Annotated in this window: 15 protein-coding genes and 1 tRNA gene; 9 read left to right on the top strand and 7 right to left on the bottom strand. The window is 64.2% G+C overall.

What is annotated here, in order from left to right; genetic code table 11:
• The first annotated feature begins 52 nt into the window (after positions 1–52).
• The 3 genes from Spa11_RS17335 (at position 53) to Spa11_RS17325 (ending at position 3,147) form a co-directional block, all read left to right on the top strand.
• Positions 53–1,798 (top strand): glutamine--tRNA ligase/YqeY domain fusion protein, encoded by a 1,746-nt coding sequence (locus tag Spa11_RS17335; protein ID WP_231933008.1) that lies wholly within the window; start codon positions 53–55, stop codon positions 1,796–1,798.
• Positions 1,799–1,978: 180 nt separating this feature from the next.
• Complete coding sequence (locus Spa11_RS17330) at positions 1,979–2,371, top strand: L-rhamnose mutarotase (RefSeq protein WP_145114542.1); 393 nt, start codon at positions 1,979–1,981, stop codon at positions 2,369–2,371.
• A gap of 32 nt (positions 2,372–2,403) precedes the next feature.
• Complete coding sequence (locus Spa11_RS17325; protein ID WP_145114540.1) at positions 2,404–3,147, top strand: phosphatase PAP2 family protein; 744 nt, start codon at positions 2,404–2,406, stop codon at positions 3,145–3,147.
• 388 nt (positions 3,148–3,535) lie between these two features.
• Here the strand turns inward: Spa11_RS17325 and Spa11_RS17320 are convergent, their stop codons facing one another.
• Positions 3,536–4,786 carry a glycoside hydrolase family 28 protein gene (locus Spa11_RS17320; RefSeq protein WP_145114538.1) on the bottom strand — a complete coding sequence of 417 codons (1,251 nt, stop codon included), beginning with the start codon at positions 4,784–4,786 and terminating at the stop codon, positions 3,536–3,538.
• Between the two features lie 222 nt (positions 4,787–5,008).
• On the opposite strand from Spa11_RS17320, the gene Spa11_RS17315 reads away from it, so the two are divergent.
• Together Spa11_RS17315 and Spa11_RS17310 are read left to right on the top strand one after the other, a co-directional pair.
• A tRNA-Leu gene (locus tag Spa11_RS17315) sits at positions 5,009–5,091 on the top strand.
• A 281-nt stretch (positions 5,092–5,372) separates the two neighbouring features.
• Positions 5,373–5,816: a GNAT family N-acetyltransferase gene (locus Spa11_RS17310; protein ID WP_145114536.1), complete on the top strand. Its 444-nt coding sequence runs from the start codon at positions 5,373–5,375 to the stop codon at positions 5,814–5,816.
• Positions 5,817–5,890: 74 nt separating this feature from the next.
• Here Spa11_RS17310 and Spa11_RS17305 read toward each other — a convergent pair whose 3' ends face one another.
• The gene (locus Spa11_RS17305; protein WP_145114534.1) at positions 5,891–6,934 is read right to left on the bottom strand and encodes a type II secretion system F family protein; all 1,044 of its coding nucleotides are present in this window, start codon (positions 6,932–6,934) and stop codon (positions 5,891–5,893) included.
• Positions 6,935–7,084: 150 nt separating this feature from the next.
• Positions 7,085–7,384 carry a hypothetical protein gene (locus Spa11_RS17300; protein WP_145114532.1) on the bottom strand — a complete coding sequence of 100 codons (300 nt, stop codon included), beginning with the start codon at positions 7,382–7,384 and terminating at the stop codon, positions 7,085–7,087.
• A 504-nt stretch (positions 7,385–7,888) separates the two neighbouring features.
• Between Spa11_RS17300 and Spa11_RS17295 the strand changes: the two genes are divergently transcribed.
• Complete coding sequence (locus tag Spa11_RS17295; protein WP_145114530.1) at positions 7,889–8,569, top strand: HNH endonuclease; 681 nt, start codon at positions 7,889–7,891, stop codon at positions 8,567–8,569.
• 89 nt (positions 8,570–8,658) lie between these two features.
• Here Spa11_RS17295 and Spa11_RS17290 read toward each other — a convergent pair whose 3' ends face one another.
• Complete coding sequence (locus Spa11_RS17290) at positions 8,659–8,937, bottom strand: ferredoxin family protein (RefSeq protein WP_145114528.1); 279 nt, start codon at positions 8,935–8,937, stop codon at positions 8,659–8,661.
• A gap of 612 nt (positions 8,938–9,549) precedes the next feature.
• Here Spa11_RS17290 and Spa11_RS17285 point away from each other — a divergent pair.
• Positions 9,550–10,125 (top strand): RNA polymerase sigma factor, encoded by a 576-nt coding sequence (locus Spa11_RS17285; RefSeq protein WP_145114526.1) that lies wholly within the window; start codon positions 9,550–9,552, stop codon positions 10,123–10,125.
• Between the two features lie 80 nt (positions 10,126–10,205).
• Here the strand turns inward: Spa11_RS17285 and Spa11_RS17280 are convergent, their stop codons facing one another.
• The 3 genes from Spa11_RS17280 to Spa11_RS17270 form a co-directional block, all read right to left on the bottom strand.
• Entirely contained in the window at positions 10,206–11,354 is a 1,149-nt protein-coding gene (locus tag Spa11_RS17280; protein ID WP_145114524.1) for a hypothetical protein, read from the bottom strand.
• Between the two features lie 17 nt (positions 11,355–11,371).
• Positions 11,372–11,878, bottom strand: coding sequence for a hypothetical protein (locus Spa11_RS17275; protein ID WP_145114522.1), 507 nt, complete (start codon positions 11,876–11,878; stop codon positions 11,372–11,374).
• 154 nt (positions 11,879–12,032) lie between these two features.
• Positions 12,033–12,272 (bottom strand): hypothetical protein, encoded by a 240-nt coding sequence (locus tag Spa11_RS17270; protein WP_145114520.1) that lies wholly within the window; start codon positions 12,270–12,272, stop codon positions 12,033–12,035.
• A 119-nt stretch (positions 12,273–12,391) separates the two neighbouring features.
• Between Spa11_RS17270 and Spa11_RS17265 the strand changes: the two genes are divergently transcribed.
• A complete protein-coding gene (locus Spa11_RS17265; RefSeq protein WP_145114518.1) occupies positions 12,392–13,180 on the top strand; it encodes a glycine-rich domain-containing protein in 789 nt (262 codons plus the stop codon).
• 699 nt (positions 13,181–13,879) lie between these two features.
• The gene (locus Spa11_RS17260; protein WP_145114517.1) at positions 13,880–15,433 is read left to right on the top strand and encodes a 2-isopropylmalate synthase; all 1,554 of its coding nucleotides are present in this window, start codon (positions 13,880–13,882) and stop codon (positions 15,431–15,433) included.
• Positions 15,434–15,457: the final 24 nt, after the last annotated feature.

Genomic DNA, 15,457 nt, shown 5'->3' with positions numbered 1-15,457 from the left:
ATTGCGGCTTAGCGGCCTTCCCGTGCCCGCCCCACCCACCCCGCCTACCAAAATGCTGGCCCGCCAGCTTGCCACCGCGATGTCCACGGACGAGACGCCTGCCGACCCTTCCGCCTCGAAGAATTTCATCGAGCAGCAGATCGACGCCGACCTCGCCGCTGGGCGTGTCGATCACGTCCACACGCGGTTCCCGCCGGAGCCCAACGGCTACCTGCACATCGGGCACGCCAAGAGCATCTGCCTGAACTCGGGCCTCGCGCGGAATTATAACGGGCAGTTCAACCTACGGTTCGACGACACGAACCCCGCGAAGGAAGAGCAGGAGTACGTCGACGCCATCATGGACGACGTCCGCTGGCTCGGCGCCGAGTGGGACGATCGGCTGTTCCACGCCAGCGACTATTTCGAGACCTACTACGAGTGGGCCACGGCGTTGGTGAAGGCGGGGCACGCCTACGTGTGTGACCTGACGGGCGACGAAGTGCGCGAGATGCGCGGCACGCTTACTGAACCAGGCAAGCCGAGCCCGTTCCGTGATCGCTCGGTCGAAGAGAACCTCGACCTCTTCGCGCTGATGCGCGCGGGCGAGTTCCCCGATGGCGCCAAGACGCTGCGCGCCAAGATCGATATGGCCTCGCCGATCATCAACCTGCGCGACCCGGTGATGTACCGCATCAAGCACGTCTCGCACCAGCGGACGGGCGACGCGTGGTGTTTGTACGCGTCGTACGACTGGGCCCACGGCCAGGGGGACGCGCTCGAAGGCATAACGCACTCGATCTGCACGCTTGAGTTCGAGAACCACCGCCCGCTCTACGATTGGTTCCTCGACCGCTTGCAAGAACTCAAGCTGCTCCCTCACCACCGGCCGCGACAGATTGAGTTCGCACGGCTCAACCTCACCTACTTGGTAATGAGCAAGCGCAAGCTGCTCCAACTTGTGAAAGAGGGGCACGTCTCCGGCTGGGACGACCCCCGCATGCCGACGATCCGGGGCCTGCGTCGCCGCGGCTACACGGCCGAGGCGATCCGGGCGTTCTGCGAACGCATCGGCGTCACCAAGCAGAACAGCACGATCGACATGCTGTGGCTCGAAGACGCGGTGCGCGAGCATCTCAACGAGACGGCGCAGCGGCGCATGGCCGTGCTACGGCCGTTGAAGGTGACGCTCACGTCGTACGCCGACGGCACGCCGCTCCCCGAGGGCGTCATCAAGGTCTGCGAACTCGACAACCACCCGCAGCACCCCGAACTCGGCAAACGCGAGATCGAACTGACGCGCGAGCTATGGATCGAGGCGGACGACTTCATGGAAGCGGCCCCCAAGGGCTTCTTCCGTCTCCAACCAGGCGGCGCTGTGCGGCTACGCGGCGCGGGAATCATCAAGTGTGTCGAGGTCGTCAAAGACGGGGAGGGCGCCATCACCGAAGTGCAGTGTACGCTCGACCCCGATACGACGGCGTTGGTTGATGGCAAGAAGGTGAAGGGGACCATCCACTGGGTCCCTGCCGAAGACTGCCTCGACGCTGAGGTGCGACTCTACGACCACCTGTTCGCCGCGGAAGACCCCGAAGACGTGCCCGACGGCAAGACGTTCCTCGACAACATGAACCCGAACTCGCTGGAGATCGTCGTCGCGAAGCTCGAACCCGAGCTCGCCGACGCCCAGCCCGGCGATCGTTACCAGTTTGAACGCCTGGGCTACTTCCACGCCGACCCGATCGACACCGTCGCCGAGGCGCCCGTGTTCAACCGCACCGTGACGCTGCGCGACGCGTGGGGCAAAGCTGGCAAGTAATTTGCGCGCAGAGACGCGGAGACGCAGAGAGACAGCTTTAAGACTCACGCAAAGGCGCAAAGCCGCGAAGAAGAAAAGAATTACGGACCTTTGCGGCTTTGCGCCTTTGCGTGAGTCATCTCGCTCGCTATCTCTCTGCCGTCTCCGCGTCTCTGCGCGAAACCTTTTGGATTTCTGATCATGGCAGCATACGGCCCCACGAATCCCTCGCCCGAGTCGCAGGTCGCCGCGGGTGTGCGGCGCTACGCGGGGTTTGTTGAGCTGGACCCGGCGAAGGAGCGGCTCTACCGCGAGTTGCACGCCGATGTGTGGCCCGAGGTCGTCGCCGCTTGCAAGCGGGCCAACATCCAGAACTACCACATCTGGATCCAGACGATCGGCGCACGGAAGTTCCTGTTCCGCAGCTTCGAGTACACGGGGAGCGACCCCGACGCCGACTTCGCCCTGGCTGGCGAAGACCCGACGACGCGCGAAAAGTGGTGGCCGCTCACTGACGGCTGCATGCTGGGCGTCCAGGGCCGGCCGCGCGGCGAAGAGTGGACCGACGCCGAGCTGGTGATGTTCATGCCGTGACGATCGGCGCGTCAATTGCGTAGACTGGCGGCATGGACAAGTCGCTGTTGTCATCGTGGTACCGGGCCCTCCGGGGCAATGCGTTGCCGATCATTGTCGGGATCATCGCCGCGTTGTCGGCGTATGTCTTCTTGGAGGTGGCGGACGAGGTGGCCGAGGCCGAGATCCTTGGCGTTGATAGCGGCCTGCTGCTGTCGCTCCGCAACCCGGACGACCTCGCCGATCCGATCGGCCCGCGCTGGCTGGAAGAAATGATGCGCGACTTCACGGCCTTAGGCGGCATCGGCGTGACGACGCTCGTGACGGCCGGTGCGGTCGCTTACTTGGTGATGATCGGCAAACGAGCCATGGCGGCGTATGTCGTGGTGACCGTGGTGGGCGGTGTGGCGCTGAGCCTCGCCCTGAAAGCGGGCTTCGACCGGCCGCGGCCCGACCTCGCGCCGCACGGCTCGCACGTGTACACGCAGAGCTTCCCCAGCGGCCACGCCACCACGGCGGCGGTGGTGTACCTGACGCTCGGCGCGATGCTCGCCCGCATCCAGCCGCTGTGGCGTGTGAAGGCGTTGATCCTGACGATGGCCGTGGCGCTGACGGTCGCCGTTGGCTTCAGCCGCGTCTACCTGGCGGTCCACTGGCCAACCGACGTGGTCGCCGGTTGGGCGCTGGGGCTCGCCTGGGCGCTAGGCGTCTGGCTCGTAGCGATGGGCATCACGAGATTCACCCGCCACAAGCATGGGTCGGAGATGCAGAAGGTCGCCGATCAGATGTCGAGTTAAGGATTCTTCACCACGACGGGCCCGAAGAACACGACGGCATGCTATCTAGAGCGTGCTTCACTTGGCCGTAACGTTTCTAGCCTCGCTCTGATCCACGGAGCAACGTGGGGAAGTCTCGCGCAGAGGCGCAGAGTTGGATGCTTTCCAAGACTCACGCAAAGGCGCTAAGCCGCAAAGAACGCGTTGCTGTGCGATCGTTTGCGGCTACGCTCATTTCTCAACGACTTTGTCTATGCGCCTTGGCGGCTTGGCGTGAGTCTTCGCTGCCTAGCCTCGGCGTCTCCGCGTCTCTGCGCGAGACGCTACGGAAAAATGAAGTCCGCTCTAGAAAGAACTTTGCCCCGCCAAATGACTCGTCGCGCCCTTCGTGGTGAATTCTTCTGGCAGCTCAGTCGATAACCGGCTCGGCGTCGCCCACGACCAGCGGCTCACCCTTCGCCGCTGTGACGTTCACGTTCCGTAGCACGACGCCCCGCACGTGGCGGATTTCAAGGCCGGCCCGCTGCGAATCGATCGTCACATTCTCTAGCAGCACGTTCTCGATTGGGCTTTCGGGCAAGCCGACGAGGAAGCCCGCGTCCTTGGTGCTCGTGGCGGTGAGGTTGCGGATCGTGATGTTGCGGTACTTGGGCGTTGTCTTTGTGACCGGTTGCGGCTCGTCGGTCGCGGGGATCTTTGGGTAGTAGCTGGTGATGGTGATGGCGCCGGCGACGTTCTTCATCGTGATGTTCTCACACGTGAGGTTCTCGACCGTGCCGCCACGCTTGCGGTCGCTCTTGATGCGAATGCCGTTGACGGTGTTCTCGAACGTGCAGTCGCGGACAACGACATCCTTGACGCCGCCGACGGTCTCGCTGCCGATCGACATGCCGTGGCCGTGCTTGAACGTGCAGTCGGTCACCGTGAGCCCGTGGGCGGCAAACTCGCGGCCGTCAGCGCGCTTGCCCGACTTCACGGCGATGTTGTCATCCCCCACATCGATGACGCAGCGCCGCACCACGACATCGACGCACATGCTGGGGTCGATCGCGTCGGTGTTCGGCGCCCGTTCGGGCGCGAGGAACGTCGCGTCCTCGACCAGCACGCCGTCGCATTCGGTCGGCACGAAATGGAACTTGGGCGCGTTCTGGATCGTCACGCCGCGGACGGTGAGGTTCTTCACCCGCGTCAGCACGATCAGGTTCGGGCGCGGCAGGGTGTAGCCCGACTTCGCTTGCCGTGCCGCCTCGGCCGCCACCCACCACGCCTGCCCGCCGCCGTCGATGGTCCCCTCGCCCTCAATGGTCACGTCCTCGAGGTCCTTTCCGGTGAGGAAGTGATCGAACTTGCCGGGCTCGTTGTCACGCTCAAACGCCGACCGATCACCGGTCGCCAGCAGGATGGCGCCGCGTTCCAGTCGCAGCGTTGTCTTCGTGCGGATCTTGATCGGTTCGCTCAAGTAGGTTCCTGCGGGCAGCAGCACAACGCCGCCGCCCGCCTGGCCACAGTCATTGAGGCACTTCTGGATCGCGGTTGTATCGAGCGTCTCGCCGTCGCCTGTCGCGCCTGCGTCGCGGACGTTGAAGACCTGTTGCCCCACCGCCGGCGTCGTTAGGGCTAGCGAGCCGAGGAATAAAGCGGGCAATATGAGGAAGTGCATGACGACTAGCCGGTCGAGGAGGGGGAGGAGAGCGAGGAGTGCCGCGGCTACGACCGCTAAACCCCGTTGTCGGCCACCTGGAGTCAATGGGCAACGACTTTCACCGCAAACTCACTCTCTCACGCTGTAGTCACCACTGTGTGCGGGACGGCTTGCCGTCGCCAGAACGTGATGCATAATGGCCTAACTCGTTGCCCAAACAGGGTTTGGCCGACGAGCCTTGCCGGAGTGGCGGAATGGCAGACGCGGCGGACTCAAAATCCGCTGCCCGCAAGGGCGTGTGGGTTCGACTCCCACCTCCGGTACTGGTTTTTGGGCGGTCTCGACATGGCTTCGCCATGATCTCGCCACGCTGCGTTACGAGTATTGATGCACGGCCTCGACGTGGCGGGCAGGCGACAGGCTATTTTTGTCGCCGACGGCGCTTCGTCGTCGACTCAGGGTTCGAACGCCATTCTGGCGGCCTGCTCAGTTACCCTCCCTCGATGCGGGCAAGCTTCGTGCGTTCGGCGTTTCACTCATTTGTACTTAGCGGGAGACCATCGGAATATCTGGGACAACTTGCCCTCTCTGGTAAGCTAGGCGGATGGTCACGCTCCGAAAAGTAACCCGTGAGAACTGGGTCGCCTGCGCCAAACTCTCGGTGCACGATCACCAGCAAGGCTACGTTGCGAGCAACGTCTCAACAATCGCCGAATCCAAGTTTGAGCCACACCATCAACTTCGCGCAATCTGCAACAGCGAGAGGGTGGTGGGAATGCTGGCATACTGCCACGAAGATGACCCGGAGGACGTAGATCTGTATTGGATCTTCCGGCTGCTGATCGATAAAGACCACCAACGTCAAGGCCATGCGGCTCAAGCGATGTTGCTTGCCCTGGAAGAGATCCGACAACGAGGTGGAACACGTATCAGAACCATGCACAAACCAAGTAACAGAGCGGCCTCTGCCTTGTACAGTGGTCTAGGTTTCAAGACGATTGGAAACCTAGACGACGGCGACACGCTCCTCGAAATCATCCTTGCCTAAGGTGCGGCAAGGTACCGCGAAGTCTCCGCGGAGGGCGTGACTTGTGCGCGTGATTTGTTGAGACGCCCGGTCCCTCAAATCTCCTTCAGCGCATCATTGATCATCCCCGTATACATCCCAAACACGCGGAAGATCAGCACGATGATCAGCGTTGCGATCGCGGCCCACACGAGGAACGCGGCGACGCGCGTCAGCATCGCGACGGCGTGCTCGGCTTCTTCGTCGTAGCGTTTCGAGAGGCGGTCCATCGATTCGACGATCGTGCCGGTTTGTTCGGCCACGTCGAGGTGATCGAGGAAAGGCTGCGGGAACGCCTTTGTTGCGGCGAAGCACTTTGAGAGCGGCTCGCCGCGGCCCACCATCGCGGAGACGTTGGCGGCGTGGCGGGAGTAGCGGTCGTTGTCCGACGCGCGAAGCACCACGGGGCCGACTTTGCGTAGGTCCATGGCGACGTTCATCGTCAGCCGCAAGGCCCAGGCGATCCGCGCCAGCGCGATCTTCTGCAGCGCGTCGCCGATGACGGGGATCGAACTCGCCCAGCCGCGGACCTTGGCGCCCCACTCGGGTCGGCGGCGCACCGCGAGCCAAGTGAGGGCTGCTACCAGGGCGGTCCCGATCAGCAGACCTACGTACGTCACGAGTCCGCTGGCGCCCGTCATGCCGAAGCCGACCATGTCGATCGGTTGACCTTTGCCGTCCTTGAGGATGCCGCCGATGGCGATCAGCACGCCGACGATCCCAAGGGCGAGGACTAGTTGGATGACCGGCCAGAGTATGGCGCCGCGGAACTCGCGCGCGCGACTGACTTGGCGCTGGTAGTGCTGCGCGAGGCGATGGAAGACTTCGTCGGCCGTGCCGGTTTGGTCGCCGACGCGGACCAGCTCGACCATCAGCGGCGGGAAGAACGGCCCGGCCTCGGCGATCGCCTTGTCGATCGAGTCGCCGCGCTGGATTGCGTCGGCGACTTCCGAACAAGCCTTAGCGCCGCGCCCCGATAGCCGCTCGCCTTCGCTGCGCCAGATACGGCGGAGGTCGATGCCGGCGTCGAGCGAGATCGCGACACGGTCGCAGAGTGCGGCGAGCGTCTTCGCCGATGCGGGGACGCCGGCGGTGAGCATGTGGGAGGGGGGAGGCTGCAGGCTTGAGACTTGAGGAAGCAGGGCGGCTCGCAAGCGAGCCGCAGAGGGCTTTACTACATGAAAGAGTAAGTACTCCAAATGAAAGAGTAAGTACTCCAACCCTGTCGTCTACAGTCTCAAGACTCGCCCCTAATTTTCGCTGTAGCTCGTGCGCGAGGCGACGCGGCCCAGCGGGTTGCGGAGGAACCGCTCGCGGCAGTCGGGGCAGAGGTCGTAGCGGACATGACGGTAGAGGGCCTCGTCGAGGTCGGCGTCGATGTCGTCCATCCGCTCAAGCAGGTCCTCGATCTCTCCAAGGTGATCGGCCTCTTCGGCGGTGTTGCCGGCCTCATCGTCGAGGGCGGCGTAGACCTCCATACGGACGACGTAGCGGGTCTCGCTCGTCTGGTTGATCGCCCGGCCGCAACAATCGCAGGTGAAGTGAATCATCGGTAAGCGCCTTATCGAAATGGCGTCGAAATGGCTTTGCCGCCAAGGGTTCCGCCAATCCGTGACGGTAGGAATTGCTCCGAGCCACATCTCTGCGCCTCTGGTGATCATCCTAAGGACAAGCGCAGCCGCCCATCAAGCCGAAGAGCGGCCTTGTTTGAAGATTTGGCGAAGCGGCGAACGGAAGTTGGTGAAGACGCCCCCGGAGAGCCCCTGTTCCGACTAGTCCCCCTGCTACCGCTGGATTACGATGGGGGTATCCGGTGGACAATCCGTCGATCGCCGAGTGGGTTGGGATTCTTGCAACACTGAGATTCTCGCAATTCAGCTCGGCAGCCGATGGACGCGCCCTGTGCGCGAACATGTCCCCGTCACGACGAGTCCGGTAGACGTTCGTAGGCGTCGCGGAGCGGCGCCTGTTTTCGTATGCCCCGTTTGTAGGCGTAGTTTTCAGGCCCGCTAAGCGCGGCCCCTAAAACACGGATTTGGGAGTGACGAGTCTCTATGGCGACCGCTGCCTATCTGCCGACCCACCCGACGCCGAACAACGGCATGTCGGCGCTCCATGCGAGCGTTCTGGTCCTGAACCGCCAGTACATGGCGATTCACGTGATCGATGTGCGCCGGGCGTTCACGCTGCTGCTGCGCGAGTTGGCCGAGGTCATTCACATCGAGGATGGCCAGTACGCCAACTACGACTTCGACTCGTGGCGTGACCTCAGCGCTCTCCGCGCGCAGTTCCCGGAAGACATGGAGCCCGACCCGCACGCCGACTGGGTGCGGTCGATCAACTTCCAGATCCAGGCGCCACGGATCCTGCGTCTACTGCACTACGATCGCGTTCCCCGCCAGCGGGTGCGCCTCAACCGCCGGAACCTGTTCGCCCGCGACGGCGGCAAGTGCCAGTATTGCAACAAGACGTTCCCGACCAGTGAGCTGTCGATCGACCATGTGGTGCCGAGCTGCCGTGGCGGCGAGACCACCTGGGAGAACGTGGTCTGCGCTTGCGTGCGCTGCAACGTCCGCAAGGGGGGCCGCACCCCCGACGAAGCCGGCATGAAGCTGGCGAAGAAGCCGGTCCGTCCCAAGCGCAGCCCCCTGCTGGCGATCAAGCTGGGGAACCCGAAGTACGTCAGCTGGCGGACGTTTGTCGACGCGGCGTATTGGTCGGTGGATCTGCGTTGAGGCATAAATTTAGCCCCCGGTCAATGACCGGGGGCTAAATGCGTATCGCGTATCAAACGCGTATTCGATCTCGAAAACCCTTCGCCGGCTTAATTGTCGGCGAGGGGTTCCTTCTTTTCGGTGATGACTTCGCTTTGCGGCGACATCTCGGCGTTCAGGGCGATGAAGTCCTTCCACTCGTCGGGGACGTTGTCCTCGTGGTAGATCGCCTCGACGGGGCACTCGGGCACGCATGCCTCGCAGTCGATGCACTCGTCCGGGTGGATGTAGAGCATCTTCTCGCCCTCGTAGAAGCACTCCACCGGGCAGACGACCACGCAGTCGGTGTACTTGCAGTTGAAGCAGGGCTGGGTGACGACGTGCGGCATCGGGGAGTTTCTCCTGCTAGATATTGACCGCTTTGGCGGTGGATTGGTCTTGGATGGCTTTGCGGCCGTTTTGGAGCCATCGGCCTTGGGGCCGGGGCGCCTTGAGCCGGGGTGGCTTGTTGCGACTGGGTATCAATAGAGCGGCGGCAAGTCGTTGCTGGGTAACCGCTTACGCATCGTAGCCGGTCGCTCTGATTGGGCAAGCTAGGACCACTGCGCAGCAATGTCAACGCCCCGCGAACTGGTTGCTTGCGGCGCCGGCGCTGCGTACGATTGGTGGAGGCGTTGCCTGCCTAACTTTGCAGCGGGAAAGCATGCCGCGACAAGGTTTTGCGTGCGATAAGCCCCCGTCCAACAGCCGAACCTTTTGGTAGCGTCCGTCGAACCAAGTCGGTTCCGCTGGCGTAGGCGAACGCGGGGCTAGCGAACGCCGCCATTCGATTGATCATCACTCAGTTGAAAAGGCGCTTGCGATGGATCGTCGGAAGAGGCGTTCCATCCAAGAAAGCTACCGGAAACACGAACCGGGACAGAACGAAGGGGCGCCAACCGCGGCCGCCGCAACACCGCGACGGACCGTGGTCTCGATCCGCTGACTGCAGGGGACCGTAAGTGCCTCTCTTACCGAACGACCGTGATCTACTCGACTCCCTGCTTGGCGGAGACGCCAATGCTTGGCCGTTGTTCGTCGATCGCTTTATCGGCCTGATCTCACACGTCGTCAGCCACGCGGCCGACTGCCGCGGCGTGCGGATCACGCCGGCGGATCGTGAGGACCTCATCGCCGAGGTCTTCGTCACGCTGCTGGAGCGCGATAAGGCCGTGCTCCGTCGTTTCCAACGCCGCAGCGCGTTGCACGTGTATCTCTCGGTGATCGCGCGCCGCGTCGTGGTCCGGCGGCTGATGCAGAAGGCCGGGCAGACCCCTGTCGCGATGTACGCCCCGGGCTACCCGGCCGACATCCCCAACGGCGAAGCGCCGGTCGAACAGCGTGTCGCCGATCGCGAAGAGGTCGATCACATGCTCGGCGGCTTGCCCGAGCCCGACGCCCAGGTAGTCCGCATGTACCACCTCGAAGGCCGCTCGTACAACGAGATCAGCCACGCCGTGGGCCTGCCGGTCAACACGATCGGCCCTGTGCTGAGCCGCGCCCGGATGCGGATGCGCCAAAGCGGCGGCTCGCATTGATCCGTCAATGAGCCGTTGGCGCTAGCCGCGGGTTGTGGTGGAACACGGTCCGTGGCGCACCCGCGGCTAGCGCCGACGGCTCATTCTAGCGCTCGGCCGCCCGCTGGTAGGCCGACGAAGCCGCTTGCTTGCGGCAACGTTACGGGCGCCACCTGTGCGGTCGCCGGCGAAGGATAAACGCTCGGCCTTTGACTGGGCGTGTTCGGCGCGCGTGTGGTCGGCGCCGTCGTGATTGGCGCCGTTGCTTGTGATGCGACGGGCGTCGTTGACGCGTACGACTCGACAAGCGAGCCGGGCTGGCCGTACACCGAGCCGGTTCCTGAGAGGTCCCAGGGGCCCTTCGTGGCGCCTTGCACGCCGCCGGGGGCGATCAGGTCCACCACGGGGTACGACCCCAACTGCGGCAGGCTCCAGAGCTGACCGCCGTCGCCTACGGGGGCGTTGATGACGATTTGGCCCGCGTTGATCGTGAGGTCGAGTCCTGCCGCGGGGACGTTCACCCGGACGCGCTCGGGGAGCGAGGTCTGCGTCGTCTGGTCGTAGCGGAAGTTGTCGGCGACGACGCTCGCCGTCAGCGCGCCGGCGTTATCGTAGACGTGTTGTTCGCGCACCCAGGCGGTCTGAGCGTCGACGATCAACACCCGCACGCCGTTGGCAGTTTGCGCGCGAAGCTCGATCGTGTTGTTGTCGCGGGGCAGGGGGCCGACGTACGCCGCGGTGGGGTCGAGCTGGACGAGTCCCAAGGCGTCGATCAGCCACGCCGGCTCGATCGGGACTTGGCCCTTCATCGGGCTCGTGGCCCACTGGTCGTGCCGCGCCGTGTAGAGCGCGGGCGGGTCATTACGGCGGGCCCAGATCCAGAAGCGTTCGTCGTTGCTGCCGAGGTCGAGTTCAGGGCCGGAGACGCCGGTCGTGGCCCGCATGCGGAACCGCTGCGGGCGCTCCACCGCGATGCTCGCCGACACCAGCGGCAGGCCGGCCGACTGGGGCATCGAGATCGACGCCGACGGCGCTTGGTAGGTTTGGATCCGCGAAGCGTTGGCGTTGATCGCGGCGACGACCTCCGCGGCGCTCGAGGTAGGCGAGAGCACCACCGGCGCCGGCGGGCCGGAGATACCGAATGGCGATCCCAACCGCGGCGAGCAGCTCGCGCCCATCGACGACACGATCACGACCAGCGCAGCGCAAGTCGCGACGAGTCGAGCGAGCAGTGATTGGTCGGTTCGCATGTTAGGTCGATTGGGGGTCAAGCGGCGCCGAGTAGTTCGCTCAGGCGCTCTTGCAGCCGCGGCGCCTCTTCGGCGCTAGGCGGCGTGATGGCGATCTCGATCGGATCGTCGCGCTCGCGGCACACGAGCGTGAGCGTTTCGACGTCGCCTTGCTTGGTTTCTTTGCCGTGCAGGCCATCGAGGAAGCCCTCGCCTTGCAGCCGTAGCACCCGGCGACGCACGAGCAGCAGCGCAAGCAGATAGCGCGCGGGCGCCTCTTCGGGCTTGTCGGCCCACTCGTCGAGCAGGGCGAGTAACGCTTCGCGCGGCGCGGGCTTCGCTTCGCCATTGCCGGGCATCGTCGATCGCCACCAAGCGATCGTCCCCTCGGGCGGACCGTTCCAAGCGACCGCCGAGTAATCGCGGCGCACTACTTCGGCGCCCTCGTCTACCAGCACCGACACGAACGACTCCCCAGCCGTCAGCTCACGGTCGGCGGCGGCGCAGCGGCGCGTACAGCGGCGGACTTGATAGTCGATCGCCATGGGGTTCCAGGGGGGCGCGGAGTTCGGGCCGCGGACCGTAGGAAAAACCGTGCTGGCGACGCAAGAGCGCGCGGAGGGAGCCGGTGATGGCGCCGCTAAGCCGCAAGCGGCTGACGGTTCAGGACACGCCGCTTGCGGCTTAGCGGCGCCAGACCTAACGCGCCACGAAGAACCGCGTATTGCCGCCGTCCGGCCCAATGCCGATCCGGATCCTCCCCATGCAACGGGGACAGCGGCCCTCGTACGCGTCTCCGGCCCGGTTCTGGTAGATCCGGGCGTAGATGCCGCAGCACTCGAAGGTAACTCCCAAGAAGCGACCACGGCGGTCCTGGCCCGGCCCCTTGGTGGGCGTGGCGTCGCTGGAGAGGTCGAGATGGCTGCCGGGGTCGTCCATCGTGCTAGCGGCGTGGCGAGGGATTTCGGGTAAGCTTAACCACAACTGCGGGGCGCTGGGCAAGATGAAGTTTGGCGCCGCCCTCCTACTCGACGTTCCTCACCCTAGAAGGGGGCGTGATGAGAACAACCGACCGCGAACTGTGGCGCAGGCTCGAGACTTTCGAGTTCGACGACCCGGCGGCGTCGCTCACCTTCACCCGCCGATTGGCGAGGGAGAACGGTTGGGATGTTCCCTATGCCGCCCGTGTCGTCGAGGAATACAAACGGTTCGTCTTCCTAGCGATGACCGCCGGTCACGAGGTGACGCCCTCCGACGAGGTCGATCAAGCGTGGCACCTCCACCTTACGTACACCCGCAGCTACTGGGGTGAGTTGTGTGGCGAAGTCCTCGGCCGGCCATTGCATCACGGCCCAACGAAAGGGGGCGCCTCGGAGGGCCAGCGCTTTGAAGATCAGTACGAAGAAACGCTCGCAAGTTATCGCGACGTGTTCAGCGAAGAGCCGCCCGCCGATGTCTGGCCTCCGAGCGTGGTGCGATTCGGCGAGGCGAAGGATTTTGTACGGGTGAACCGGCAGCGGATGTGGCTCGTGCCGAAGCCTTGGTGTCGATCGTCGTCCAGTGCAGGCGTCGTCTTCTGCGGCATCGCTGCCGTGCCTCCGATACTGTTCGGTCAGACCCATTGGCTCTTGTGGGTGATCGGTGCGTCTATCGTTTTATCCATCGTTTACAATATTGCCGTGGCGAGTCGTCGAAAGCCTGGCAATCGCAAACGGCATCGCGGTGGTGACTCCGGCTGCGGTGGAACGGGCCTTTTTTTCGGCAGTGGATGCGGGAGTGACAGCGGGGGCGGCGACAGTGGTTGCGGAGGTGGTGGCTGCGGAGGATGCGGAGGGTGCGGCGGGTAACTCTTTCGTTCGATTTGCCAGCGAGCCGGGAGAGTCACAGGATTATGCAAAGGCTAGCGGTGTGAAGTGGGTTTAGGTGGTTACGTCCATGAAGCGTTGGCGCGTTTTTTCCCCTCCACCGCTTTCGGGGGAGGCCGCTTTATCCACGAAACGGGGGGAGGGGGTGGAACCCTGGTACCCGCTTCAGCACCCTCCCCCCGTTTACCAGAGAAAGCGGCCTCCCTCTGAAGAAGGAGGGGGACCTATCGCGCTAACGCTTCTTCAATACACCCGACTTTGAACTGCTAGCCCTTGCATAATCCTGGTTAGCGCCCGGAGTGGAGTGGGCGCGTAGTCTCCTCCGGTCGCTGACGCTCCCGGCTCGCCTTCGCTCGTTGTGGGGAAGCGTGTAGTTGATTCAGCCGGGGTCGGGGACGCCCCGGCTCGCTCTTGGATTGCCATCGGCCCGGCTTTTTTCGGCGAACCCGGTCGCCCTAGCGGGGGTCTGGGGGCTATACTCGAAGCCGAGCACCAATCATGTCGACTGCCAGCCTCCTACTGCCGCTCCTCCTACTAGCCCCAACGGGGTCCTAGGGACGGCGCGCAGTCCGAGCTGCACTACTGAAAACGCCAGACCCCGGGGCCCCTGCGGCCGCGGGGTTTTTTCGTATCCTTACCATTTCTTTGAACCCTTTTCGCAGGCGCCAAGCACTTAAGACTATGTCACGCCCAATCACGATCTTCGACACCACGCTCCGCGACGGCGAGCAATCGCCCGGCTGCAGCATGAACCTGGCTGAGAAGCTCGAGATGGCCCAGGCGCTCGCGGACCTGCGCGTCGACGTGATCGAGGCGGGCTTCCCGATCGCGTCGCCAGGCGACTTCGAGAGCGTCAAGTCGATCGCCGAGACCGTGAAGGGGGTGCAGGTCTGCGGCCTCGCCCGCTGCAACGACAAGGACATCGACCGCGCGGGAGAGGCGGTCCGCGGCGCCGAGCACCCGCGGATCCACGTCTTCCTCGCCACCAGTGCGATCCACCGCGAGTTCAAGCTGCGGATGGACAAGGCCGAGATCGTCCGCCGCGCCGTCGAGGGCGTGAAGCGGGCCCGTAACCTGTGCGACAACATCGAGTTCTCGCCCGAGGACGCGGCGCGGACCGAGCTGGATTTCCTCTGTGAAGTGGTGGAGGCCGCCATCAACGCGGGCGCCACCACCGTCAATATTCCAGACACCGTGGGCTACGCCACGCCGACGCACATGTTCAACCACATCAAGACGCTCGTCGATCGGGTGCCGAACATCGACAAGGCCGTCATCAGCATGCACTGCCACGACGACCTGGGGATGGCGGTCGCCAACAGCCTTGCCGGCATCGAGGCGGGCGCTGGGCAGATCGAGTGCACCATCAACGGCATCGGCGAGCGAGCCGGCAACTGCTCGCTCGAAGAGATCGTCATGGCGCTCCGCACTCGCAACGACTACTACCAGGCCGACACCCGCATCGACACGACGCGCCTCGTTCCCACCAGCCGCTTGCTCTCGAGCATCACCGGCATGGAGGTGCAGCGTAACAAGGCGATCGTCGGCCGCAACGCGTTCGCCCACGAGTCGGGCATCCACCAAGACGGCATGCTCAAGGAACCGACGACCTACGAGATTATGCGGCCCGAGGACGTCGGCTTCACCAAGACCGACCTCGTGCTCGGCAAGCATTCTGGTAGGGCGGCTTTGTCGGATCGCCTGAAGGCATTGGGCTACCCGGTCGAAGGCGACAAGCTCGACATAGTCTTCGAGGCGTTCAAGCGGCTCGCCGACAAGAAGAAGGAGGTCTACGACTCCGACCTCATCGCGCTGGTGGACAAGCGACCGCCGAGCGAGCGCGACTGGTCGCTCGTCTCGTACGACGTGAAGACGCACACCGACGAACCGGCCTCGGCTACCGTGACGCTCCGTCGTGGGCCCAAAGAGAAGGGCGAAGAAACGACCGAGACGTTCTTCGGCGGCGACGGCCCGCTCGACGCGCTGTTCCGCGCGGTCGAGAAGGTCGCCGGCATCCAGCTCGAAGTGACCGACTATCGCGTTAACAGCGTCTCCAAGGGCAAGGACGCGCAGGGCGAGGCCAACATCGAGGCGATCAGCGACGGCCGCCTCTACCGCGGCCGCGGTGTCTCGACCGACACCGTGGAAGCGAGCACCAAGGCGTTCGTCGCCGCCGTGAACAGCGCCCAAGCCGGCGGCGGCCCCCCCGCCAACATCCGCCGCAACGCGGTTTGATGGGCTGACGAATGGGACGCGGAT

The sequence above is a fragment of the Botrimarina mediterranea genome, from assembly GCF_007753265.1.
GTDB lineage: Bacteria > Planctomycetota > Planctomycetia > Pirellulales > Lacipirellulaceae > Botrimarina > Botrimarina mediterranea.
Note: the sequence above shows the minus strand (reverse complement) of the source record. Positions and strands in the feature narration are given on the sequence as shown.